At 37.9% G+C, this 25,800-nt stretch carries 15 protein-coding genes and 2 pseudogenes; 11 read left to right on the forward strand and 6 right to left on the reverse strand.

The genetic code is table 11. The features are described from left to right. Position 1 precedes the first annotated feature (1 nt). The 11 genes from JCM17102_RS02730 to JCM17102_RS31185 all read left to right on the forward strand — a co-directional run bounded on the left by JCM17102_RS02730 (position 2) and on the right by JCM17102_RS31185 (position 11,591). Positions 2 to 1,444, forward strand: a complete 1,443-nt coding sequence (locus tag JCM17102_RS02730) for a hypothetical protein (RefSeq protein ID WP_025073884.1) — start codon at positions 2 to 4, stop codon at positions 1,442 to 1,444. Next, a complete protein-coding gene (locus JCM17102_RS02735) occupies positions 1,441 to 2,337 on the forward strand; it encodes a peptidoglycan-binding domain-containing protein (RefSeq protein WP_025073885.1) in 897 nt (298 codons plus the stop codon). The genes JCM17102_RS02730 and JCM17102_RS02735 overlap by 4 nt, the downstream gene beginning before the upstream one ends. A 1-nt stretch (position 2,338) precedes the next feature. Continuing rightward, the gene (locus tag JCM17102_RS25910) at positions 2,339 to 2,728 is read left to right on the forward strand and encodes a hypothetical protein (RefSeq protein ID WP_275564311.1); all 390 of its coding nucleotides are present in this window, start codon (positions 2,339 to 2,341) and stop codon (positions 2,726 to 2,728) included. Positions 2,729 to 2,856: 128 nt separating this feature from the next. Next, positions 2,857 to 3,144: a His-Xaa-Ser system protein HxsD gene (gene hxsD / locus JCM17102_RS02745; protein ID WP_025073886.1), complete on the forward strand. Its 288-nt coding sequence runs from the start codon at positions 2,857 to 2,859 to the stop codon at positions 3,142 to 3,144. After that, a complete protein-coding gene (gene hxsB, locus JCM17102_RS02750) occupies positions 3,131 to 4,540 on the forward strand; it encodes a His-Xaa-Ser system radical SAM maturase HxsB (protein WP_025073887.1) in 1,410 nt (469 codons plus the stop codon). The genes hxsD and hxsB overlap by 14 nt, the downstream gene beginning before the upstream one ends. Further along, positions 4,537 to 5,409: a His-Xaa-Ser system radical SAM maturase HxsC gene (gene hxsC, locus JCM17102_RS02755; RefSeq protein WP_073349360.1), complete on the forward strand. Its 873-nt coding sequence runs from the start codon at positions 4,537 to 4,539 to the stop codon at positions 5,407 to 5,409. Before hxsB ends, hxsC begins: the two co-directional genes overlap by 4 nt. After that, positions 5,409 to 6,554 (forward strand): hypothetical protein, encoded by a 1,146-nt coding sequence (locus JCM17102_RS02760; protein ID WP_025073889.1) that lies wholly within the window; start codon positions 5,409 to 5,411, stop codon positions 6,552 to 6,554. Before hxsC ends, JCM17102_RS02760 begins: the two co-directional genes overlap by 1 nt. Before the next feature lie 25 nt (positions 6,555 to 6,579). Further along, positions 6,580 to 8,538, forward strand: a complete 1,959-nt coding sequence (locus JCM17102_RS02765; protein ID WP_275564312.1) for a GDSL-type esterase/lipase family protein — start codon at positions 6,580 to 6,582, stop codon at positions 8,536 to 8,538. Next, on the forward strand, positions 8,535 to 9,740 hold the full coding sequence (locus JCM17102_RS02770) for an MBOAT family O-acyltransferase (RefSeq protein WP_025073891.1): 1,206 nt from the start codon (positions 8,535 to 8,537) through the stop codon (positions 9,738 to 9,740). The genes JCM17102_RS02765 and JCM17102_RS02770 overlap by 4 nt, the downstream gene beginning before the upstream one ends. Further along, positions 9,740 to 11,443, forward strand: a complete 1,704-nt coding sequence (locus JCM17102_RS02775; protein WP_025073892.1) for a carbamoyltransferase family protein — start codon at positions 9,740 to 9,742, stop codon at positions 11,441 to 11,443. Before JCM17102_RS02770 ends, JCM17102_RS02775 begins: the two co-directional genes overlap by 1 nt. Before the next feature lies 1 nt (position 11,444). Continuing rightward, positions 11,445 to 11,591 (forward strand): DUF5989 family protein, encoded by a 147-nt coding sequence (locus JCM17102_RS31185; RefSeq protein WP_230583511.1) that lies wholly within the window; start codon positions 11,445 to 11,447, stop codon positions 11,589 to 11,591. A gap of 386 nt (positions 11,592 to 11,977) precedes the next feature. Here JCM17102_RS31185 and JCM17102_RS02785 read toward each other — a convergent pair whose 3' ends face one another. From JCM17102_RS02785 to JCM17102_RS02810, 6 genes and pseudogenes are all read right to left on the reverse strand, one after another. Next, a complete protein-coding gene (locus JCM17102_RS02785; protein ID WP_025073894.1) occupies positions 11,978 to 12,688 on the reverse strand; it encodes a hypothetical protein in 711 nt (236 codons plus the stop codon). Between the two features lie 4 nt (positions 12,689 to 12,692). Next, positions 12,693 to 14,268: pseudogene (locus JCM17102_RS25915) on the reverse strand (RNA-binding domain-containing protein). A gap of 66 nt (positions 14,269 to 14,334) precedes the next feature. Further along, a pseudogene (locus tag JCM17102_RS25920) lies at positions 14,335 to 19,209 on the reverse strand (RecQ family ATP-dependent DNA helicase). Positions 19,210 to 19,780: 571 nt separating this feature from the next. Further along, a complete protein-coding gene (locus tag JCM17102_RS21720; RefSeq protein WP_025073895.1) occupies positions 19,781 to 22,600 on the reverse strand; it encodes a DEAD/DEAH box helicase family protein in 2,820 nt (939 codons plus the stop codon). 60 nt (positions 22,601 to 22,660) lie between these two features. Further along, entirely contained in the window at positions 22,661 to 23,986 is a 1,326-nt protein-coding gene (locus JCM17102_RS02805; RefSeq protein ID WP_025073896.1) for a DNA methyltransferase, read from the reverse strand. Continuing rightward, on the reverse strand, positions 23,973 to 25,799 hold the full coding sequence (locus JCM17102_RS02810; RefSeq protein WP_025073897.1) for a DNA methyltransferase: 1,827 nt from the start codon (positions 25,797 to 25,799) through the stop codon (positions 23,973 to 23,975). The genes JCM17102_RS02805 and JCM17102_RS02810 overlap by 14 nt, the downstream gene beginning before the upstream one ends. Between the last annotated feature and the right edge of the window lies 1 nt (position 25,800).

Here is a 25,800-nt window from a genome sequence, read left to right on the forward strand (position 1 = left end):
CATGAATAAGAAATATCAATTACATACAGGCATAAAGGATATTATCCAAACGAATGGTATAGAACCCATTCGAACCGTTCAGTTGGCTAATATCCTTGCTGACTATTCAGCCTACGATGAATATCCTGCCACTAAGGTTGTTCTGAAAGATGTACTGACCACTGGTTATGGGCAACGCATTTACAATACCTTCAATGAGTCTGGCAAAAATTATCTTGCGGAAATAGAAATGATTAAGCAAGATTACAGTAAAAAATCAAAGTTCAAGAAAGACGTTGTCAATTATGTGTTCGACTCTATATGCTACGGCTTAGGACTAAAGACAGCCGTCAAGGAACCTTCAAGCAATAGCTTTGATCCATACATAAACGAGTCGGATAACATACTGGATAAACTTCCAGGAATGTTGGCAGAGTTGAAGAAAGAATATGATGAGGCGTTGAAGTCCCTTCTTGTACTTCCAAAAGATATTATTTGGGATGCAGTTGCTTATTATCCAGCGTCAGCAGAGAATCAGCTGTATTTGATAGAAGGCAAGATTCATGTCATCAGCAATCAATTGGGTATCAACGATAACAACTGGTGCAAGAATCTGAAGGAAAAGACTTTGAACAGTCATAGACAAAGGAAGGTAAACTCTGTCAAAGAAGTATTGGATGCAAAGAAGATAGATTTCACTAACCTATTGAATACCGCACTTGTCAAGCCATCAGCTTCCTACATCAGCAAGTCTGGACACTATGCTTCTGATAAACTGTCTGACATCGAAAAATTGGAATCAGAGATAAAAGGTCTATATGGTGAAATGGGTGTTAAGTATGATGATTGGTGCAAAATAGAAAAGAACAGAATCTTGTCACCATACGTTGTTTCTGATAGTAGTCGCCTTCGTCAGATGCTGTTGAAGATAGCAATGCCAGCAGCCATGTTCTGCGGAGTTGGCTATTATGGCGGAACTTATGCAGTATCTACTGACGAAATCAACGCTTATGAGCAAAGGATGAAAGCAGCAGACGGTTATCTTGCTAATGGAAATTACGGAAAAGCCATTGCAGGTTTTATACAAGCCTCCAACCAGTATGACGGAAGTTTCAGAACATCATCTTATAAGGATGAAGCATTGTCACAGGCAGATGTTTGTTTCGCAAAGATGCAAGACCAAGTAACCCTTTTGATAGATGGAAAGCAATACGGACAGATACTTGCCCTTATGAATTCTATTCCAACGGAATACTTGGCTGCAAATCAGAATAAGAGCGACTGGATTGAAAAGACCAAAATAGATCTGCAAAACACAGTAGCAGAAGAAGTTGACCAACTGGCAGAAATAATTTCGTTCAACGGAGGTCATCTAACGGAGGACGGTAAGAAATACCTTGATCAACTTTTGGCTGTATCTCCCGACAACTATTGGTTGAACCTTATTAAGACGAAAGAAAAATGAAGAATTCAGCAAAAAACAAAATAAAGGCATTGTTGCTTTCTGCTGCTGCGGCATTATTGCCAACTCATGCTCAAGCAGAAGAAACCGCCACTTTTATGCCTGACCTTGGCAATAATGATGATTTCTTCGGTGAGACTAAACGCTCATGGGGAAAGGTATTCAAGAATATAGCAAAACTCGATAAGAATGGTGAGGTGAAATACATTGCAAGCCATCGTTCGCACATGTCACATCGTTCAGGTGGTGGCGGTGGTGGATCTGGTCACAGGTCACACTACTCTCATTATTCATCATACGGAGGTGGTTCAAGTCATTACTCATCAAGTTCTCGTAGCAGCTCGTATTCTTACAGCAAACCTAAGCCAAAGACTGCAGGTGATTATTCAATCGGTGATAGAACATTAAAGACAGGTATCCATGGAAGTGACGTAACCTCACTTACAGGCTACCTTGCAACAGCTTTATACATCAACCGCTCTTGGATAAAGGAAAAGGAGGGCTATTGTCTCTATGATGCTACCATAGCATCCGCTGTCAAGCACTTCCAAAAGGATGCAGGTTTACCTCAGACTGGTATTGCAGACCAAACTACCATTAATAAGTTGAAGTCATGGAATAATAGCAAGACAACCGTTATCCTTGGTACTCGTGAGTTATCGTATTCAGAATCATCAACCGATAAGGGTACTGATGTGACAGAACTTGTGAACTTGTTGACCAAGGCTGGATTCGCTCCTGATCCGAAGAAGATTGTCATGACAAATGATGGTAGAACAGAGTTTACTAAGGATATTGCAACAGCAGTTCGTTTCTTCCAAGCATACAACAACCTTAGTGTTACAGGAAGAGCTAATGGGGCAACTATCAAAGCGTTAAAAACAAAGGCACAATAACATGAATAAAATAGCATCAAATATAATAAAGTCTTTATTAGTTGCATCTGTATTTTCCATATCGGGAAATGATGTAGAAGATACAAACGACTATATGTATACTATAGGAAATAATGATGATGAACAAACAGTTACGAGTAAGAAGAAATCTATTATAAAAAACGTCATAAAATTAAATGGAAATGGTAAGTTTACTTTGATCGCTGGCCATCGTTCTCATTATTCTCACCGCTCACATTATTCAGGGAGAAGAAGCAGATGTACTTCATTTAGGTCACCTATAGAAATGGTGTTGGGAGACAGGGCTATCTTAAAAGGAATGTATGGAGCTGACATAGATATGTTAGCTGCGATTTTGGACTCTAAAGTCTATACGACAAACAACACGTGACTAAAATCAAAGGTATGACATGCTTTGATTTTAGAATGGAGCAATGCATAAGGAATATACAGGCAAAGTATGGTATGACTGTAGATGGAGTATGCACCCGTGAAGTTCTTTCCAAAATTCTATAACCTATGGAAATAAAAATAGATAGAAATATATATTCGGACTCTTGCATATCCAAGGTTGTATATTTATTGTCTGAAAAATTTAGTATAGCAAGAACCTTTGTCAACAATTACGAGATTCTTACAATAATTCATAAAACAGACGATGATTTTGATGTCAACGATTTTTGGGATAAAATGAATGACTTTAAGTTAAGGGAAATCATCAATATAGAGACCAAGGACATTAAAACAATTTTATATGCAAAGGCATTTGGTGAATTTGACAATTTAGACGAAAATGATTTCGATTAATAAATATCACATACTTCCATTTAACTTTATCAGGATCAAGAATAAAGAGGTTCTGGTAAATGAATTAGGAGACATGATTGTCGTTCCAACTGGTACCGCATGCCGTTTAGTGAACAAGGAAGTTATTGAGGAAGAGTTGTTCAAAAGCCTTTATGCCAATTTCTTTGTAACAAACAATTATTTCTCCTCATTGATGAATGTCTATGCCGCCAGACTTAGAGAGAAGAAAGGTTTTCTGGACAACTTTACCTCACTCCATATATTCGTCTTAACCCTTCGTTGCAATCAGAATTGTGTGTATTGTCAAGCATCAAGTCAAGATGAGGTAAGCAAGCATTGTTCTATGAGCTTTCATACAATGGGCAAAGCTGTGGAGTTGATGTTTAAGTCTCGCTCTCCATTTCTTACAATGGAGTTTCAAGGTGGAGAACCTACATTGGAACCCAAGCTGATTAGATATGGCATAGAACGCGCAGAAGAAACAAACAAGACTGAGAAAAGGAAGATAGATTACGTTCTCTGTACGAATAGCATAAATCTGACAGAGGAGATAATGGATATTTGCCAAACCTACCATGTGCTGATTTCTACATCTCTTGATGGTCCTGAATGGCTACATAATAGAAACAGAGGCAAGAAAGATAGTTATGAGAAGGTTGTTGCCGGTATAACAAAGGCAAGAGAATTATTAGGGTATGACCAAGTCTCTGCTTTGATGACCGCATCGGAAGAAGGTGTTTTTCACCCTATTGAGATAGTTGATGAATACTATCGATTTGGCTTCAACAGCATCTTCCTAAGAGCATTAAATCCTTACGGACTTGCAAGAGACAATTCCGATTGGGACGTATATACAGACAAGTTCATTGATTTCTACAAGAAAGCCCTTAATTACATTATAGAGCTTAACCTTAACGGAAAGTTTTTCATTGAGGAGTTTGCTGCTATCATTCTCCGAAAGATGCTAACACCTTTCTGTACAGGTTTTGTTGACTTGCAATCACCAGCAGGCATCATAAATTCTGTCCTTGTATATAATTATGACGGCTATGTATATGCATCAGATGAGTCACGTATGCTGGCAGAATTCAATGACTACACTTTCCGCTTGGGAAGTGTGGATGACAAATATGAAGATATTGTCTATGGTCAGAAGGCAAGAGAATTGGGAAAGATATGGTGTAACGAGACGATAGCAGGTTGCTCTGATTGTCCGATACGAGTGTATTGTGGTGCTGATCCAGTACGTAACTATTCTACCCAAGGTGATACGTATGGTTACAGACCAAACTCATGGTTATGCAGGAAGAACAAAGCCATCATCGAGTACATTATAGAATTAATAGTAACGCGTCATGATGAGGTGATGCCGATATTCAAAAGTTGGTTGGTATGAAACAAAGACCATTAGACATATTATCTAACGACAATACTTTGTTCTGTACGGAACAGTGTAACAATCATTGTCTGATGTGCTGTCAACCACCGATAAATGTTGATGACATTGATTGGTTGTACGAAGAAAACCTGTTACGCATACAAAACGCTCCTAAGGATTTACCCATAATAGGTATTACAGGAGGTGAGCCAACTTTATTAGGCGAAAAGCTAATCTCTCTCATAAAGTATATTCGTGAGCAACTTCCTGACACTGATATTCACATTCTTAGCAATGGTCGCAATTTCAAAGATGCAGATTACACATCTGCTTTAGTGGAAGCTGGTGAAGGACGTATCATCTTCGGCATACCTTTACATTCCGATTTTTACAAGGATCATGATATAATTGCAGGAGCAAAGGGTGCTTTTGAGGAAACCATAATAGGACTGTACAACTTGGCATCTGTAGGAGCGTGTATTGAACTGAGAATAGTAATGAATAAGCTTAACTACAGAAGGTTATTGCCTATGGCAGAATTTATCCACAAGAATCTACCTTTTGTTGCATGGATAGCATTCATGGGTATGGAATATACAGGATATGCCATCAAGAATTCTAAAAATATTTGGATTGAGCCGAAGGATTATATTGCACATCTATTGAATGTAGTAAAATTTCTGGATGAATGGCGCTACAATGTGTGTATATACAACATACCGTTGTGCCTCTTGCCCGATAGCTTCCATGATTTTGCCCAAAAGAGCATATCAGATTGGAAGAACGACTATCCTGACATCTGCCAAGAATGTAAAAAGAAAGAAATGTGTTGTGGCTTGTTCACAACATCAATAAAACCATACGAAGGATTAAAAGCGATACAATAATGGGAAAAATCAGAATATATTCAAAACCGCCAAAGCCAATCGTTTCGCTTTCAGAAACGTACACTGTATTAAGTTCTTACAAGTCGGGAAGAGCGACCTTGCGTTTGACTCCTGATGGTGAATACCTTTTTACAGTCTATGGCGATATAGGCGAGTCAACAGCAAAACGAAGCTCTACCCATAAGGCTACAGAGCAGAAAATGACTAACATTATGCTCAAGATGTATGAGGATGCACAGGATGCTTATACTGCAATACAAAAGAAGAGCAAATTACGTTTGGCTTCATCGTATTCTGTTCAGCAGAATGTAAAACCACAAGGCGTATACCAGTGGAAGACATTGGATATAAAGAAACCTACGGACAACGAAACAAAAGAGCTTGTTATGAGTGAAGCAAGAAATTTGGCTCACAATCCCAAAAGTTCTTCTGTTAGTGAATCTGAGTTTGTGAAGGCAAACTTAGAGAGCGTGAAGAAACAACGTATGGACGCATGGGATGAGATTCAGAAGTTGTTCAATCTCATTGAAAAAGCTCAAGCAGATAGAGCCAATGCTTCTTTCAAGAGGGTATATGATGCGAGTGTAAGAGCGCAACAAGAAATCATTGATGGCGAGAGTCATATAGTTGATGATGCCTTTCACTCATTCTCTAATACATTGATGGTGCCTTTCATTATAGAGTTGGAGTACAAATACAATCAGGCAGCTAAGAGTATTGACGTAAGCATAGAACTGACTGAAGATCCTTCGTTGAAGATGCCAATGAAAAAAGCAACTCTGAAGACAACGGGCAAGTTATCTGTTCGCGCAAAGGCACAAGGTGATGTTCAACGGGATTATGCCTACACCTGTTTGTCGCTCATGTATTATATAGCATGTAATGTGTTCAATATCACTCCGAACATACAAACCTGTAGAATAGCTCTATATACAGCGAGAAAGGCAGATGGCATCTGCTGGTTGGAATTTAACAGAAATAGGTTTGCCACATTGCATCTCTCAACATTAGATCCTCTGTTGGACATTATGGCATGGCCCAACGTCTCTAACTTAAAAGTACTGAAAACCACTTCCAAACTGGAAAGCATTGAGAAAACTGCATTTGAGAATCAGATTAAGTCACAGATTTCATTTTTAATGTAGAATGACTCGAAAGCGACTGAAAGTAATGAACCTACTATTGGTGCTACTGCTATTGTGGAATCCAATAGTTTTATGGCAATACTACCAGAGTATGGTCATTGCTTTTTTATTGACAATAACTATCGTGAGTATCGGTTTAGCCATTTCGAGAGTTCGTAGTTTGAGGTTGAAAGTTTGGGCATTCAACCTTGTAACTATTGCGAGTATACTCTTTCATGCAGAGGTGATTTTCACGATGGTGTATGCATATAAAGAGATACCGAACCTGTATGAACTGCATGGGAAATACTATTTCAATAAACCTTATCTCGACCAACAGTTCAATGATCCTGAATTTGTAACACGATACAAGACAAATTGCCAAGGATATAGGGTTGATGATTTATCCTCACAGGAGCAGAAGATTGAAAAATGTGATTGGCTATTTATCGGAGATTCATATACACAAGGTGCTCAGGTAGAATACAATCAGTTGTTCAGCTCTTTGATTTATAAAGACTTCCCCGATAAAGTCATAGTTAATGCAGGTATAAGTGGTGCTGGTCTTTATGATGAGTTGAATTATTTCAAAGACAAGGGCAAAAAGTTGTCTCCCAAAGTTGTGTTCCTTCAGATAGGAGCTTTTAACGACTTTATGAATATCAGAGAACATCAGCCATCCTTACAGGATTACATCATGGAGTGGTCGGCACTATATCGCTACTTCGAGTATAACATAGCCAATAGCGATGAGTTGCCATTAGGCAGATGGACGGAACCATTCTTTCCTAACAAGGAAGATAATATTGACAACAATATCTTCTTCAAACAAACGTCTGATTACAAGGAAGCCGACAAGAGGGCATTCAAGGAAAGTATCTCAGAATTCAAAAAAGAAGTTGAATCTATCGGTGGTAAGTTGGTACTTATCTTTATCCCTTCAAAAGAACAGATTTCGCCAGAATTGTTGAAGGAGGTTTTGGATGAGTACAATATAAGCAAAGAAGAAATAGACCTTTCTATTCCAAACAAATTATGCCAATCGGTAGCGAATGCTCTTGGAGTGGAGCTTTATGATTTGACAACGGAGTTCAGGCAATCCAACTCATTTCCATTCTTTACACATGATGAGCACATGAATGTAGTTGGACACCAGCTTATAGCAGAGAGGATTGTCAAAGAGTTAAGCTCAATAAGTGGTGGGTATGACTATTTGAGTGAGGGTAATTATCATGAGCGTTATCCAACGATTTATGCCGATGGTACTATGGTGTATCAGTCTCAAACAGAGCACTATTATACCATAAATAGATTGAATGTGAACAATGGTAATCGTGAGGAATTGTGGAGAGGTGTTAGTGAACTGGTGCATCCTATGATTTCAAATGATGGTAGATACCTTGTGTTTACAGAAGGCGAACAAGAGTCTTTGAATACAGATGTTATTCTCTATGACTTTTTTAAAGGACATCAAGTTGCCATTAACAAGAAACCAGCAAAGGGAGCTATTCCATGTGTCAATAAATCGGCAACAAAAATAGCTTTTCCTTCCTGGACAATGAATCACACGACTCCCTGCATTGTACTTTATGATATCGTAACAGGCAGACAAACGCAATTTGAAGATGGTGTAGAGTGTTGGCGACCAGTATTCTCGAATGACGATCAACACATCTATTATATTCAGAAAGAAACACAAGATAGCCACTTTGTGATTAAAAGCTATGACATAGCAACTGGTAAGAAATGCGTTGTATTAAAGCACCCATACGATATTTGGGATATTGCGGTATCACCTTCCGGGAAGTATATTGCTTATGCAGGAAACAAGAATACAAATTGGGATTTGTTTATCTATGACATGGAACAGAAGCAAAGCCGACAGATAACACATACTCTTGGTGATGAGTGGGATCCTGTTTTTGGCATTTCTGATAATGAACTATGGTTTGCAGGTGTCTTCGGCATCAATGATGGCATCTACCATATAAAGTTAAAAAAATGACAAAACTATATCAGACATTAATATGGTTGTCAAGTGTAGGTGTATTGACTTGCTTCGTCAAGATGTATATCTTGATGTTCCTTGTTATGTCTGTTATCATCGTGTTATCTTCCAAATTTATAGGAAGGAGCCTGAGTAAAGCTGTGGTAATTACTGACATCGCTATTCTCGTTTCGGCATTCTTTACATTGAAAAGCCCATTGGGATTGATCCTTCCTTTAGGTTATTCTGTATTTGCATTTTCTGCAATATCTTTGATTATAAACCAATATCGTGATTACAAGAATTATACGGCTTTGGAAATTCTCTGCTACCTATTCTTCTTTCCAAAGATATTTGCAGGCCCGATTGATAGAGTCGATGATTTTGTTAGGCAACTGAGAGGGAAGAAGAAACCTACATTGAAGAAACTTTATCTTCCAATCAAGATGTGCATCTTTGCGTGTTTCTATAAATTTGTCATTGCAGACAGATTATATATCCTATGCAATGATGACTATGATGGATTGAATGAGGTATGTAGCATTTTATGTTATGGAGTGGCTTTCTTCTTTGATTTCTATGCGTATTCTATTTTTGCCATTGCATTTGGTAAATTGTTAGGTATAGATCTTCCTGAGAACTTTGATTCACCATATTGTAGCAGGACATTTCGAGATTTCTGGAAGAAATGGAATGTCACATTAGGAACTTGGTTGAGAGATTACATTTATATCCCTTTAGGTGGCAACAGAATATCAGCAAGGCAATGGAGATTAAATATTTTATTGGTTTTTGTTGTTAGTGCAATATGGCATGACTTGTCTATCCCGTTTATCGTGTGGGGAATAACTCATGCGATACTCTTAATAACGGAACGAAACCTTAATATCAAGGGCAATAGATACTATGGTTTTTTCGTCTTTCTGGTTTGCATCCTTTTATGGCAACTGTTTGATGTTAATGGAATTGAAGATTTTGTGTTTCGTCTTATAAAGGTTACGGAATATCAACCTATAGACAATTCTATTGTGGTTGGAGTATTTGTTTCTTTGTGTGCATTATGGTTTGCTGACAGAAGTTCTACCAAGGATATCATATTCAGACACAAGGATTCGAATCGCTATATTTTGAAAGAAGTTCCAATAACAAGTATAATTTTTGTGCTTGACATCTTATTGGCAAATAATCCAAGTATAAATTTCTTTTATATGAAGTTCTGATGGTCGTATTGGGAATAACTGCATATTATCATGATTCGTCTGCTGCACTAATAGTGAACGGACAAATCGTAGCTGGAGCGTTGGAGGAACGTTTCAGCAGGAAGAAACATGATAACAGGTTCCCGATTTTGGCTATTCAGTTTTGTATGGAATACGCAGGAATATCATTAGATGATGTGGATGTTATTACTTTCTACGAGAAACCATTCAGGAAGTTCGAACGCATCATTAAGGATAGTATTGTTTATGCTCCCAAAAGTTATGATCGTTTCTTGAAGTCTGTTCCTATATGGCTCAAAGAACGACTGAATATGCGAAAGACCATAAAGAAAGAGCTGAAAGAAGTCTATAGTCGTGTTAAGGCTGACATTCGATTTGTAGATCATCATCTTGCACATGCTGCTAACGCATATTTCCTATCACCATATCAGGATGCTGCAATACTGGTATTGGATGCGGTTGGTGAGGATTCTACGACATCTATTTATAGTGTGTCTAATGATAAAATTACTTTGATTCAACAGCAAATTTATCCAAACTCCATAGGACTATTGTATTCTGCCTTTACGTATTTCTTGGGATTCAAAGTGAACTCTGATGAATACAAGGTCATGGGATTAGCACCATACGGCAACAAGGATTCGGAAGAAACAAAGCGCTTTGTCAGTATAACTAAGGATAATCTTGTAGAGATCCACGAGGATGGAGGTATTGTGCTCAATACAAAGTACTTCTCTTTCATGTATTCCGATAAGATGGTCAATGACAAGAAGTGGGAAAGGTTATTTGGTATCAGTAAACGAAATGTTGGAGAAGAAATTACCACATCTCACAAGAACCTTGCTTTGGCAATACAGTCAATTACGGAAGAGATTTTCTGTAAATTGGCAGTTACTGCAAAGAACGTAGCGGGCAAGACCAATCTATGTATCTCGGGCGGTTGCGCTTTGAATTGTGCCGCCAATGGTGTATTACTAAAGACTCACTTGTTTGACAACATATATGTGCCTTATGCTCCTGATGATTCTGGATGTGCTATTGGTGCAGCATTGGTTTGCTCATTATTGATGAATGGTAAGATTGAGGATACTTCATTCATAGGTCCTGAATATAATGATAATCGTATAGTGGCAGCAATTGAACAGAATAGATTGATATACAAGCATCTTAAAGATGCAGAATTGTGTGATGAAGTAACAGAACTGTTGTATGAAGGAAAAGTCGTTGGTTGGTACCAAGGCAGAATGGAGTTCGGACCACGAGCTTTGGGTAACAGAAGCATTCTTGCAGATCCGAGGAATGCAGAGATGAAAGACAAGGTAAACTCCAAGATTAAATTTCGTGAAGAGTTCCGTCCGTTTGCACCTGTAATACTGGATAAGTATGCAGATGAGATAATGGAACTACACGGAACGGAAAGCGAACACATGATGTTCACCTACACGATGAAGAAAAAGGGATTTGATGCAGTCATTCATGAAGATATGAGTGCAAGAGCTCAGATTCTACATAGAGAATATAATAACAAGCTATACAAATTGCTTGAAGCATTCTATGAAAAAACAGAATGCCCGATGTTGCTGAACACAAGTTTCAATGTCATGGGTGAACCGATAGTATGCACTCCGGAAGATGCAATTAGGACTTACTTAAACTCTGGTTTGGATGCTTTGGTAATAGGTAATAATTTAATAAAGAAGTGATATGGATTTAATAAAGGAACTGTTTATATACATATACTCACAACGGAAATGGTGGCTTGCACCAATCATTCTGTTGCTGTTGATAGTTGGGCTATTCGTAATCTTTGCGGATTCTGCAATAGCGCCATTCATTTACACATTATTCTGATGAAAAAGATTTTTGCACATATCGACTCCGTTGGAAAGATTGTAAACAAGGCTATCGTTACGGTCTTGTTGACACTTGTGTGGTTATTTGTGATAATGCCATATCATATATTCATGTACAGTAACAGAGGAGGTAGATGGTTTTTTTTAAACAAAACTTATTGTCAAGACGATTTTATTCACATGGGATAAAATAAAACATTGGATTATGATAAGAGAACAAATATAGAACATCATTGAAAAGATAGAACACTCAACAAAGGCAAGTGTTTATTATGCTATGTGTTATCATCGTGAGCATCCTGCCCTAGTGTTTATGCAGACTTATACCGTTTACAATAAAAATGGCATACCCATTTTATTTTTAGGGATATTTACTGAATATTCCTACTTAGATTTATTTTCCTTTTCTCTCATTTCCTTTATCTTTTCAACTCCCGGCATCTTTTTAGCCAATACACTTTTTCCTGCAGGAAAGTAAAGCGGAAAGACCTGAGATAAGAAACTTACAATATCACTACGCTTCTTGCCCATGTTGAAAAAGGCGGAACAAACAAAATACATAAGATCTTGTTGACTACATGTATCTATTTGCTGAATAGTTATTGAAGGTTTGATTATCAAACCGTGTTCTGCAAATGCGCAAGCACTGGCAAGAATAGCTTTCTGTTCTTCTTCGGTAAACATCTTTATTTTCCCTGCCAACCATTCAAGTTCTCTTTGCTGAAGTGCTTGTTTCTTTTCATTCTGATGTTCCAATAGAATTGCTACATTTTCTTGTTGCTTTTCGGTCAAGGCATTTTCCAATGCTTGATTCTTTTGTTTAAGGACATTGAATTTCAGCAATGCGGCAATGTACATACAGAAATAACCTACTGCAATATCGAATATCAGAACAAGCAGATAATTGTTGTTTGAATTTTTGGTATCCCTGGCCATATACTCACTGATAGGAATAACGGCTAATAGCATGATGATGGCTATTGCATAAAGTACTCTGTATCGTATTTTATGGTTTACCTGTGGTAAGGAAGCAAACAAAAAGGCGATAATCAAAACGGCAATTATTGCACTGAATGGTATGAAAGATGTTCCCATAGGTTTATTGCTCAGTTTGAGGATTAATAACAATGTGCCAATAGCCACCATGATCTGCTCCTTCACGAGACAAGATTCCCATAGAACGAAGTTTTGAAATATGTTTTTCTACGGCTCGGGAGCTTATTCCTATTTTATAGGCCATTGTTTCTGCAGACATTGATGGGTCGGAAATGACGAAATCAATAATCTTTTGTGCTGTTTTCCCAATACTTTTAGATTTGTTTTTCGAATCTCCGAACTTTTTCTCCGAACCTTTTTGCATTATCTCCGAACCTTTCTCCGAACTTTCTTGCGTATCACCGAAGGTTTTCACCGAACTTTTGCTGTTTACACCGAACATTTCGACCGAACTTTCTTCGTTTACAGGGTACTTTTCGAGGGTACTATTTACCCTGTTGGCTACTTCTTCAACGGGTATTCTTCCGTTTTCATTCCAATTCAGATTATAGAAAGTGGTATAGAAAGAAGTCGCTTCCGTTTGATATTGCGGTTCTTTTCCTTGCAGGAAGTTGGGCAACTTCTCTGTAAGTTCACGCATTTTGCGCAAGCCGGAACCACGTTTCTCCATATAATCCAACTGTGTGAACACATCCGCAATGACAGGGTTACGGCGCATGGAAGGCACTTTGAATATGTCACGGTCTTGAATTTGTGTACCGTCAAGCATAGCACCGGGTGATACCAGTTCTACGCGGTCATCATAAATGTCGATATGTACTTCACCACCCATCACGGTATAATCTCTATGGATAAGGTGGTTTACCAACTTCAAAGATGGCACGGTCGGAATAGTCGGGAAGATTTAGGCGATAATTGGGCATCTTTACCCATCCGCTCATAGTGTAGTTCTTGATGAAGTCCATGCCGTATTTCAATAGCAATACTAGGTTATCCCGATGCTCTACAGAACTGATGGCATCATCTTTATAGAGTCCAGTCCAACGGGTACAGAAAATACGTGATTGGAATACGGTACAATTATCCACAAACAGCAATCCGGCATTGGTTAGTTTTCCGTCAGGAGTGACAAGTCCGAATGATTCCAAATACTTCTCGTTCCATTCCTGATGGGTTTGCTCACGGAAGGTATTGGCAAGGATAACAAAAGAATGCTTGCTGGCATCCACTTGGGTAGGCAGTGAATCCCAAGTCATGTGCGTACCTTTCAATACCAATGAAAGAAGTTGTTGCGAATTACACTCCACGCTTTCATTGCCAATTCGCATATATGCGGTACGTGTTCCATCCTGATAGTAATAGTAAGGTGTAAGCATTCCTGTCTTTACTTTCACTTCAAGCAGGGTATGCCCTTCGTGTTTTATCGGAATAAGTTGAACTTCCGGCACAGGGTCAAGTCGTGCCTTTATCATTTCACTGATAAAATCAGCATCGGCTTGTGGATTCTCCAACCCTACAATTACGCCGTCATCATTCACTCCATAGAACAAACTGCCACCGTCCGTATTGGCAAAAGCCGACACGGATTTAAGCCACGACTTCACTTTCTTACGCTCCAGCATTTCCTTGAAATCGTAAGCTGAGCATTCTGTTATCAATGTATTGTTATGTATCTGCATTATTCGTATAATATTTAATTCTTATCACAAAGGTAGTGATAATATGATAATTTCAAGTGTTTTAACTTACAAAGAAAGTCTCAAGTCTGCTAAGAGAACAGCCGTTTCCGTTTCATCTTTCGGTGCATCTTTGGGCTTCCATGCCACAACAAACCGTACAGATGCAGATTGCACCTTATAACCTCTTTGTTCCCATTCAGATAATGTGCCCTGCATTCTTGATGATAATTTTGCTATAGGTTTATCGGCCGATGAGCTATACAAGAAGAAATCATTGTAAATTAAAGAATCTCCTCCTCTTAGTGCTAAAACTTCTTGTTTCCGTTCTTTGAAAAATCCTAAATAGACATCTTTGTGAGAGAGCTGTAGTATAATTTCTTCAGGCATATCATAGTGTTGTTGGTCAATGAGGTATTGGTTTGCACTTAAATGATTGAAACAATCGCCGTTTGTATGTATGAATAGTCTGTTTTTTGCACGGGTTATTCCTACGTAGTATCGACGCATCAGATGGGCATCCTTTATATAGTTGTCAGATATGAGCATATATACATCATCAAACTCCCTGCCTTTGGCCTTGTGGATAGTTGATACCACGACATCGGTGCCTGATGTGTCGCAAAAGTCTTCCACTGACGACTCAAATACAAACTCCTTGAAGTCACTGAAATATTTTGTTTTGTTGGTTTGTTCAAACTGTTCCACACACCGCTTCACATACATCAAACTCATACTTCTGTCATAAATAGAAAAGGTTGCATGCTTGGCTTCTTCCCATAGTTCTTCTGTGATTAGCGGTGTTTTTATCCGTTTGTCTATATACATTAGGAAGTATCTCATTTCCGCCATGTTCCAAAAACGTAAACCGTCCATTGATTGTACCAGTTTACTGTTTATACCATGCTTTCGCAGGAGGGCTATCAAGATGACAGCTTCTTCGTTTGTTTGGGTGAGTACACACGAAGTGCCTTTGTCCTTGTGTTGAAGTAAGTTTTCCACAAGCGGCTGATACATATATGTTGAATGATGACGTATCACTTCCACCCAACCTTTCTCTTTTCTCATAGAGGTGATAGGTGTACTTTTTATCCTTTTATTGATAGTTTTCAAGAATCCGTTGGCAAAATCCACCGGTTGGCGCGCACTGCGGTAATTCTCGGTCATTTCGACAAATGTACTTCCGCTTTCTTGCGCCAGCCGGTACATATAACCAGAATCGGAACCTCGGAATTCATAGATATTTTGATCATCGTCTCCTACTGCTATCACACGCATTTCTTCGTTGTTAGTCATCAGAGCCTTTACAAGCGCATGTTCTTCTGTTCCCATGTCTTGGGCTTCGTCTATAACCAATACTGTCTTACCGATTTTGTTTGGTTCTACTTCTCCTTGGCATATCATCTCGGCTGCCTTTGAAACGACATTCTTTGAATCCTCAAGATTTCCTATCCGTCCCAGGAGGTCGAAGCAATAAGAGTGGAAGGTTTTTATTTCGACAAAGTGGGCGGCATTGCCTATCAACTCCATGAGCCTTTGTTTGAATTCCGTAGCGGCTGCCCTTGAAAAGGTCAGCATCAGGAGCTGTTCGTGTTTCACATCTTCAAGTAGCAGAAGTGAGGCCAGTTTGTGGACCAATACACGTGTCTTTCCACTACCTGGGCCGGCTGCGACTACAATGCAACGTGAACCCTTATCGGAAATAATATCCATTTGCCGTTTGGATAATTGTCCGAACAATTGTTTGTACTTCTGTGGTGTCAAGTTACGTTGTATCTCGTTTGCTCTGTCTCCTTTGAAATATTTTATGACAAACTTTCTGTAGTCCATTTGGAAATAGTCCTGAACATATTGCAAGGCCGCATGATAATCTCTTACCATCAGATTGGCATATTCGCTACAATATGCACTTGCTGGATTTTCAACTTGTAGAATTCGTTGAGCATCCGATAGTCGTCTTGCTTGTATCTCGACTTGTTGTCCTTTATCCTTTGGATATTCATGGCATTATAAAGTACCAAAAATCCGCCTTCAAGTTTTAGTGAACCGATTTTCGACAAATACAGAAGTGCTTCTTCCACGTCTTCTAATTGAATGTCATCAAGTCCGCCAAAAAGGGATTGGAAATTTGATTTTATTCGGTTCAGAAGCTCTACTACGGAGAACTGGATGGCTTTGTCGAGTGCATTCTTTTTTTCTGCATCAAAAGCTAATTTGTATAGCCATTCCACGGCAAAGCGACTTATTTCCAATCGTTTCTCAAATCGCCTGATGGTGGATTCTAGGTCTGCCTGACGACTTATCTCCATGTTACGAGCTGCATCTTCTTTTTTACGCGTATATCCTTTGACGGTGAGGAAATAGAGTAGTGTCCGGATATCTTTTTCTTTGGATGTATTGATGCCGTCGTTCACTGCATTTTCATTCAGTTGCTTGCATGATATTCGTAAAGCTCCGTCGGGAATATGATTAAGGATGTATTGTTCAAGTTTTGCAAAGCGTTCGAGGAGAATTTGTGACTTTCGTTCCGAATCACCTGCATCCTGCAAATAGGCAGATATGTCTTTGCTGTCTGCCAATATACCTTCCTGTCGCATGCGCTCCACTACAGATATAACATCTCTTTTGCTTAGTCCCAAAATGTCTGCCAGATAATCGATTCGTGATTCTGCTTCCGAATCCTGAGCCTTGGCGATATGTTTTTGAGAAATCAATGACTTGATGATACGGACTGCCTTTTCTATTTCATCGCTGCCAAAAAGTAGTGATGCTGCTATGCGTTCTCTTGCTTCGTCCATATTCTTTACCATTATTCCCGTGGCATATACATGAGGTACATTGTTTCCTCTTACCAAGTATCCGCTTTGTTCCAAAGCTGCTAATGCTGTCCGTACACGGGTCTCAATGTCAGATACCGAATCATCCCATCCTGCTTGCCGGGCAATTTCCAACGCAGAACAGTTGACTTTCATACGGTGTTTGGTAAGGTCTTTGACGGCTTTCCATACCTGTTGTATTTCACTAATGCTAAGTTTCGTTTGGTTTAGCAATATAAAATGCTTGTCCAAATCATTGTCACTGTAAAGCACATAACAACGTGCGTTAAGACCAGGATCACGACCTGCCCTGCCAGCTTCCTGTACATAATTCTCCAGCGAATCGGAAATATCATAATGCACTACAAGACCGACATCTTTCTTATCGACTCCCATACCAAATGCAGATGTGGCCACGATGATGTGTGCCTGATCGTTCATAAAAGCATCTTGGTTGGCAATTTTTTCATCGGCTTCCATTTTCCCATTGAAAGGGAGTGCCTTGTAACCGTCACGAGTCAGTTTTGCAGCCAGTTCCTTTGTTCGTTTGGTGCGTGACACGTAAACAATTGTCGGACAATCGGCTTCTGCTACAAGTTCTCTCAGTTTTAAATATTTGTCATTGTCATTCTCTACATGTATGACGGAATAGTGTAGATTTGTTCTTGAGGCTGTTGATGCGAATAATTCCAAGTTCAAATCCAAAGTCTGCTTGAAATAGTCACAGATGTCTTGGATTACTTTCTGTTTTGCCGTGGCCGTGAAACAGGATACAGGTATCGGGGTTTTGCATTTTTTTCTTTTGTTGGTATTTTTGGATGAATTTGCCAATGTAGAGATAGTCAACTCTGAAATCCTGCCCCCATGAAGAAAAGCAGTGCGCTTCGTCTATCACAAACCTTACAACGTGGCGCGCCATCAATATTTTCTCGATTGTTTTTGAACGGAGCATTTCGGGAGAGATATACAACAACGAGGCTTCTCCGTCTTGTACTCTTTGTATGGACAGTGATCTTGTGATAGGGTCTAACATCCCATTTATGGTTACGGCATCCGTGATGCCTCTGTCGGCAAGGTTGTCTACCTGGTCTTTCATCAAGGACTGCAAGGGGGAGATGACAACCGTAAGCCCGTGCACGGAGTGTCCCGCCATGAGTGCAGGCAGTTGGAAGGTAAGTGATTTACCACCGCCGGTAGGAAATATTGCCAGCAGCGATTTCCCTTTTACCGCAGCTTGGGCAGCACGTTCTTGCAGTGGTTCGCTTTCGTATGTCCGGAAGCGCTCATATCCGAAAAATGTTTTTAGGTTATGGAGCACATCCAATTGCGTATGGCAGTAGTCGCAGCTTTCTTTGCAAGTAGTGTGTCGCAGGAGTTTTATGATAAATTCCACTTCCGGATAATTATAAAGTATCCATCCGGGAGTGATGGAGCGGTAATCGGTGGTGTCAATCAGAGCCAATGCGTATGCCAATCCGCATGGATATTGATTGGTGAGCATGTCAAGGTCGGCATGTTGGCAAATTTTTCCGGCATAAAGTTCTTTAATAAGTTCAGGTATTCCTTTATGGATATACTCTGCACTTACCATACTGAGAAATCCTTCAAATTCCTTTTTGCCCTTCAGCAGCGATGCAAATAGTATACGCTTTTCTTTCGGTAATGAATGCCAGCATGCTATTTCATCCAACAATAAGTCTTTTGCTTTTTTGCAATCGTTCACCGGATTGTTCATTTGTTCGCTCATCAGTTTGTCATCTTTCATAAGCCTGTGGTAAGGGTGTTCAGGGAACAGTAAAGGCGAAACATAAAGTGTATCAACTAAAATCCAGCGGCATATTTTGTCCGTAAACAGGTATTTAGCATCATGGTGAACGATATTGTGTCCGCAGATGTAGTCTACATCGTTTAAGAAAATGAATAGTTCTTCTTTTGAGGTTTTATGAAATGTCGTGTTATCATGCTTGAGGGCTCCTATATCATGGATTCTATGGTCTTTCAAGCCTATTTCAACATCTACTATGGCATAATTGTGGGCACTACATGGTACAGAGGTAGTTTTATTGCCGATGACATTGTTTCTATCCTCGGTTTTCTTGATTCCTATGAGTTTGCTCCATATTGACATATCTCAATATAATAAATAGTTTTACAACTTGAATTTGTTATGTATCTGCATCGTTTTCTTATTGTTGTTTGGGTATAATATCCCAATATCATACACAAAGGTAAGGATAAAACCGAAGAATCTGTTAAAAACATCGCTTTCTTTTGATTTTTATGCGTTTACATCTCGTTATTTATGAATAAAAATCGTACTTTTGTGAACAAGAGCGTGTGTTGCTTATGAATGCTTATTTTCAGATTTGCGTTATATTTGCAACACGTGTATGCAAGTCGCTGATAAATATATCACGTTGATTTTGAGGAAGTGAAATAAAAAACAAAAATAACGATCACAAACAATAGTGAAATGGAGTGTAACTTATTGAGTTGCACTCCATTCTGTTTATTAAACTTTATTGATGGTTATGGCTATTTTCGGAATATTATCGTAATATACACCATAATTGTAACGTCTCTTAATTGGAAGTATATACATTTGACAATGGGCGATAGTCTCGAATAGTCCCAAAGTATAACCCAGACAAACGGTTGCAACTGAACGTCTGGGCTTGGAAATTGTGTTTAAGTAATTCTTACACTAAACCGAATATTATAAGCATAATAAATACTTCTGTATATTTAGCAAACCAATTCTTTTTGTCAATTTTTTCAATACCTCTGTCTACTGATAAGATTTTCTCAATATCCTTGGCTGAAATATCTGTTTTAAGGCAAATATTACCATTCTTTATTACAATAATCTCATCAAAAAGTGACAGATGATTACGGAAATATATAAATTGATTTTTTACTGTAGTCGTTTTTGCGCCCCAAATATCAGTTTCCGTGAGAGAAGTTGTAAAGTGATTATTCAACGCCTCTAGAATTTGAGGTTGGTTTGCCATGCTAATAGCTTCCAACTTTGGATAATTCTTTCTCAAATATTTGATGTCTTCAATAGCAGTCTGTATAGATTCTTCTGTACTGTCATACATAGGATAAATACAGAAAGCAAATTCATTGAATGTTAATGGTTCAAAAGACTCAAGTCCTTTTAAAATCTCTAAACATGCACGATAAGGGAAGAGGATTCGTTGGCTCCTCTGATCCTCCAGTGTATTAGAGTATCTCAACATCTGTTTCTTAAACAAATCGCGTGGTTTGATTTCTCCGTCAAGGTAATACTCACCAAGTGGTGTAAGTTTGTAGTTCTTACCATCCTTTTCTGTTAAGCCAAGTCTAAAAGTATGGCTCACATTGTTGTGGTTATACTTGAGATCTGTACCCGACATAATATTCCGTTTTTTATCCCTAAATATGTTAATCGTTGGATCAATGAGGTTTTTTATAAAGGTTTCAAAAGAAAAGTCGCCAATAGTTTTAAAGATTCTTGAATGGCCTGTTTTGCGTTCTCCCTTCCCAAATACTTGTTTCTTTTGTGCATCGGTTGGGTTTGCATTGACTGTAGCAATCTGAACATATAACTCTTCTGAGAATTGTTGAATATCAACGCCTTCTATTTGAATAGACACAGGATCATTTTCTGTCGGACTTCTGCCAATACGTCCCGTTGCTATATATTCACTATTCAGACGATTAATCCAATCTTCCAATCTGTTGTCTTGATCTCGCAAAGCCTGAATAATGTTATAAACAATTTCAAAATCCTCGGAATGAAGTATATCTGAAGCTACAGATGACTCAGGAATCAAAATTGGAATAATGAAATATGCGGTCTTGGCAACCCCCTTTTTCGTTCGCAATGCTCGTCCACATGCTTGTACAATATCTACTAGAGACTTCTTTCTATCAATGAAATATACACTGTCAATGATAGGAACATCGACACCTTCTGTGAGACACTTTGCATTTGATATGACAGAAAACTCAGAGTTTCTGAAATTATCAAGGATTTGTGCTCGAGAGCCAGCATCTATTTGGCAATTTATATTCTCAATATAGAGATTTGACGATTCAATATTCTGATTTAATTCTCTAATGACGCTTGATAAGGAAATTTCTTCTCCGTTTTCTGAAACGAAATTTTTTGCTCTCTGAATAGAAGAATGGAATGAGATTGTTTTTTTGATAGAAAACTCTCTCATCGCTTTAGCCAAAAGAATCTTTGAATATAGTATTTCTGCAGATTGTATTTTTGAATTTTCGTCAAGATCCTCTACTTTAAGGTGTTTATTTTCCGCAATATAATTATAAACCTCGCTTTCTTTTACACCAGCCACGATTATTTTGTAATCAGAGATTGTCTTGTCAAGAATAGCTTTACCAAAGTTGTATTTTGAAAGAAGTGAGCCATAGGCATTTTCATCATCCATTGAGAAAATCACTTTTCCGCTTTCTTCAGCATTTCGTTTAAGCAGCGGCCTTACCATTCTTTCTGTTGCAGTCATGAAAAGTCTTTTCTTTGAACGAATGAATTGGTCTTCAAGTGCCAAAGAAAAATTTGAGCGTAAACCAGCTGTACGATGTGCTTCGTCGCAAATAATCAAATCAAAAGTATCTTTGGCTATCTTCTGCGCCTCTGATATCTTATCTGTAGATTGATATGTTGAAAAGATGTAACGAACCTTTCCCTTCGTATTATCCAAAAAGTTAGCGATTTCATTAATGTCGGTTGTAACAGGAACGCCTAATTGTGATACGCTAATATCAGCTTCGTCGTCATTAATATTTGAAGAAACAGTATTGTCACTACAAACACACAAATAAGTAAATGGAACCTTCGCCTGATCCGCCCAAGATTCAAGTGTCTGTTTTACAAGGGATATACTCGGAGCTAAGAACAAAACTGTCTCAGCTTTCATCGTTTCAACAATCCATAATGAAGTAAGTGTTTTACCAGTACCGCAGGCTGCAATAATCTTGCCTCGATCTTCTACAGAAAAGCCTTCAATAACTTCATTGATGATGTGTTCCTGATAAGTATAGGGAGTATGGAAAACCTTGTGCTTCTTAATATTCTCGTTGTTTACAAGATCAAAAAGAAGATCGAAAAAGGTTTTGTCAAGCGTGTCAAAGTCTTTTGCCAAAACTTGAAGGTTCTCTTTATGTTTGTCAGAAAGATTACTCACAGAATAAGAATTGGCAACAGTGCAACAGAAGTCGCAATAACGTCCATCAGACCAGAATTTTGTAAGCTCTTCATAAGTTGGCTTTATTCGTCCAGAACGAAACTTACATTGATAGGCTATTGACTTACCCTCTTTTGTAATAATCAGGCCATCAACACCACTGTCTTGATGTTGTTTGTTACCAAGTTTCAAACTTTTTCTATATTTGTCAGGAATGTCTGCAGAAGTATAAATTTCTGCAACTTGATACATCTGCGCCTTTATCGTAAAATATGCAAATGTAAACTCCTCAAATACGTTACCTCTTGCTTTCGCTGTAGGCAATGCTTCGATGGCCTTTTCTAACGAAAGCCAGTCTTGATAGTGTTTTTTTATATATCATAATTATTTGGAAATTTGAAGTTCAATTACTGATTCTCTCATTAAATTGTCAAATTCTGAATTCAGAATATGCATTTGTTGAGAGGAAGAACGTATTTTGCGTGCGTGGTAGATATTACAAACTTCATAACCATATTTTTCTGCAATGTCTGCAAGAAGCAAATCGGTTGGAACCAATATGCCTTTATATCCAGAGTTCGCAACTACAATATAACATTTAGCTTTATCTACAAGGATTTTGGATAAGTTTTTTATCATCAACTCCATGTCATCAAAATACCCTCTAATCATATCTGGTATATTTTTATTCCATATATTGAATGAAGATATAAGTGATGCTATAGTATCAACATCCTTGTTGCTGTTTGTAAAATCATGACTGAATTTTGAGTTTACGTGCGAACGCAAGGCCATTGATCTAAATCGCTCAAAATCGTCATATGATTGAACAAAACCACCAATCCAAAATTCAAGCTTATAAACCTCACAATAATCAAAACAGTTAGCATATGGAGGTGAGAACACACACAACCCCACAGGAATATTCTCTACCTGTTTGAAAGCGTCCTCAGTTATCATGGAACCGAAAATTATCTTGCTCTCATTGTCACTGTTTGATAACTGAATATCAGATAACATTTCTTCAGCCTTATCTAAATAGCACTGAACCAAATCGGGTACAGCCTTATAATTCTTCTTGAATTTCAAACCATTGCCATCTTTTACTTTTAGGGAACATTTGTCTATAATAGAAATCAAAGCAAGCCTAAAGAAATCCTGAACAGCATTATTATCTATGCTATCTACAAAGAATCGAATTTTAAGTAAGATTTCAAGAACATCTTCCATAAAAGAAGTTTGAATGACACGACCTGCTTCTATCTCTACTCTTGTATCAGGTAGTATGAAGTTTTCTATATACTCTTTAATTAATGAGATTTCCTTTGGAGAATAGTGATGAATTTTGGCTTTAGTTGCTAATATAGCCATTGGATTTATATCAAATCCAACGGTTTTATACCCTAAATTAATCGATGTGAGATTAGTCGTGCCAACACCGCAGAAGGGATCCAATATATAATGTTCTTTTGATGGCTTTTCTTCTTCTATGATATGTTTTACAAGCAATTCAGAATAGCCTTGCTTGTAATCATACCATTTGTGTTTTGGAACTATCATATTGGTCTTGAAGTTTACAAGACCTTCATAGTAACTTCCATCAACAACGTGATATTTTGATGCAAGGCGTTCGATGATCTCTTGATAATCAGGAAGCTTTGCTTCAAATAACACTTGATTAGTTATGGCTTTAGATTCACTCGTCCTCATTTTCAGAATCGTATAATTTTGCTAAATATTTTTTATTGAAATGAGTGTAAAGATGATGAGTGCCGTTTGCTCGCAGATATGTCTTTGCGAACGCATCAATCAAAGGTATTGCGTCAGCAAACATCTGCAATATAACCTCATTCCTGTTCTTATCATTACAATCAATTTTTTGAAGAAAAATATTATCAATGTCATGAATAAAATCTTCTTCATCCTTATATATCTTCACAGGATTATTAGCAACCTTTCTGAATGTGTAAATAAAATCTCCATAAGGCGATCCTTTTGCTTTCGTATGTGCAGTCTGGCGGTAATTCTTAACTCCATCCTGAAAGTACATATTATCATATGTGAATCCTGCTTTGAATATAGAGAATAATAATGCTAACCAAGAGCAAATATCTTTGTTGTTAAATGTTAAAGACAAATACCTCATAGGCTTAAGAACTCGGTATGCGTTCTTAAAAACTTCATGCAAATTGTCTTCATAATCATATTGGCTCTTTGCACCATTGAATCCCTTTTTTCTATTGGCAACCGCTTCGATTTCAAAAATAGGATAACGATCGTATAAATCTTGGTTCCAAGGATACCAGAAATGTGACAATTCTAAGTATTGCACATTGCTACCATATGGAGGATCCGTAATAATGGCATCTATACTGTTTTCTGGTATATCTGTATGGCCTACAGGTGCATTATAGAGTAAGACATTAGCTTTATTATTCAATAAATCGTCTATTGATGATGTTTTAACTGGTGTATAATCAATACTATTATTGTAATTAATTGAAGCCAATACTCTTGCAACAGATTTATCAAATGCAGGTATGATTGATACTTCGCAAAATTGATTAGGAATCCAATAAGCATGTTTACTCCACGTTGTTGGAGATCCGCTTTGCCATCCTGCATTTGTAAATGACATAATGTTACAATCTTTCAGGATGTTACTGAACATTATTCTGACAAGTTCGTACTTCTCTGTTCCAAGTTTATCTTTAAAAGAATTGATTTTATTCTTTAGGAGCAACAATATCATTAAGTTCCTTTTGGTAAAAAAATCTTGGAAATATAGAATTCCTTTTTTGGCAAGACCATCTTCAAATTGACGATCCCAGTCCATAGGAATAAGGTCACGAGGTATATTTATATTATTAGCAATTATTTCTTTTTTTAAAAAAAACATATGCGCCTTAAAACGAATTCTGTCATCTTCTTTGTAAAGTTTGATAATTCGTTTCTTATTTGCTGCACTTACTAAGGAAATGTACTGAGGTTCAGCTCTTTCACATAATGCAATATCAATTTCACCTTCTTTGTTTAGCTCGCAATACTTATTCAAACAATGGTATTTGCCATTTTTGATTTTTAAGTCATTTGTGAGTGTTGATAGTCTTCCACATTTTGGGCATTTAATTGTCAAAGCCATTTCTGCCCAAGACAAGTCGTATCTCTGTTTGTCCAACTCAAAGAACATATAGTCTTTGGTAAGAGATTCAAGATAACTGCGTAATTCCTTAAAACAGTCTTCTAGATCTGAAATCTCCTCTGACTTTTTTATCATATTTCTTACGATAAATATCGATAGAGGATTAAGATCACATCCAATGACGCGTCTTTTTTGAATGACCGCTTCATAAATGGTAACACCTCCGCCACAAAAAGGATCAAGAATAACTTCCCCTGGTGATGTAAAATTTTCAATGAGCTGGTTAAATACGTTGTGAGGACGACGTGCAAAATACTTATGGATTTTATAGGGTGGTGTATGCGCCTTTGCAACTATAGGAGTATATGTGAATGATGGCATG

This window comes from Bacteroides faecichinchillae JCM 17102, from assembly GCF_000614145.1.
Lineage (GTDB): Bacteria > Bacteroidota > Bacteroidia > Bacteroidales > Bacteroidaceae > Bacteroides > Bacteroides faecichinchillae.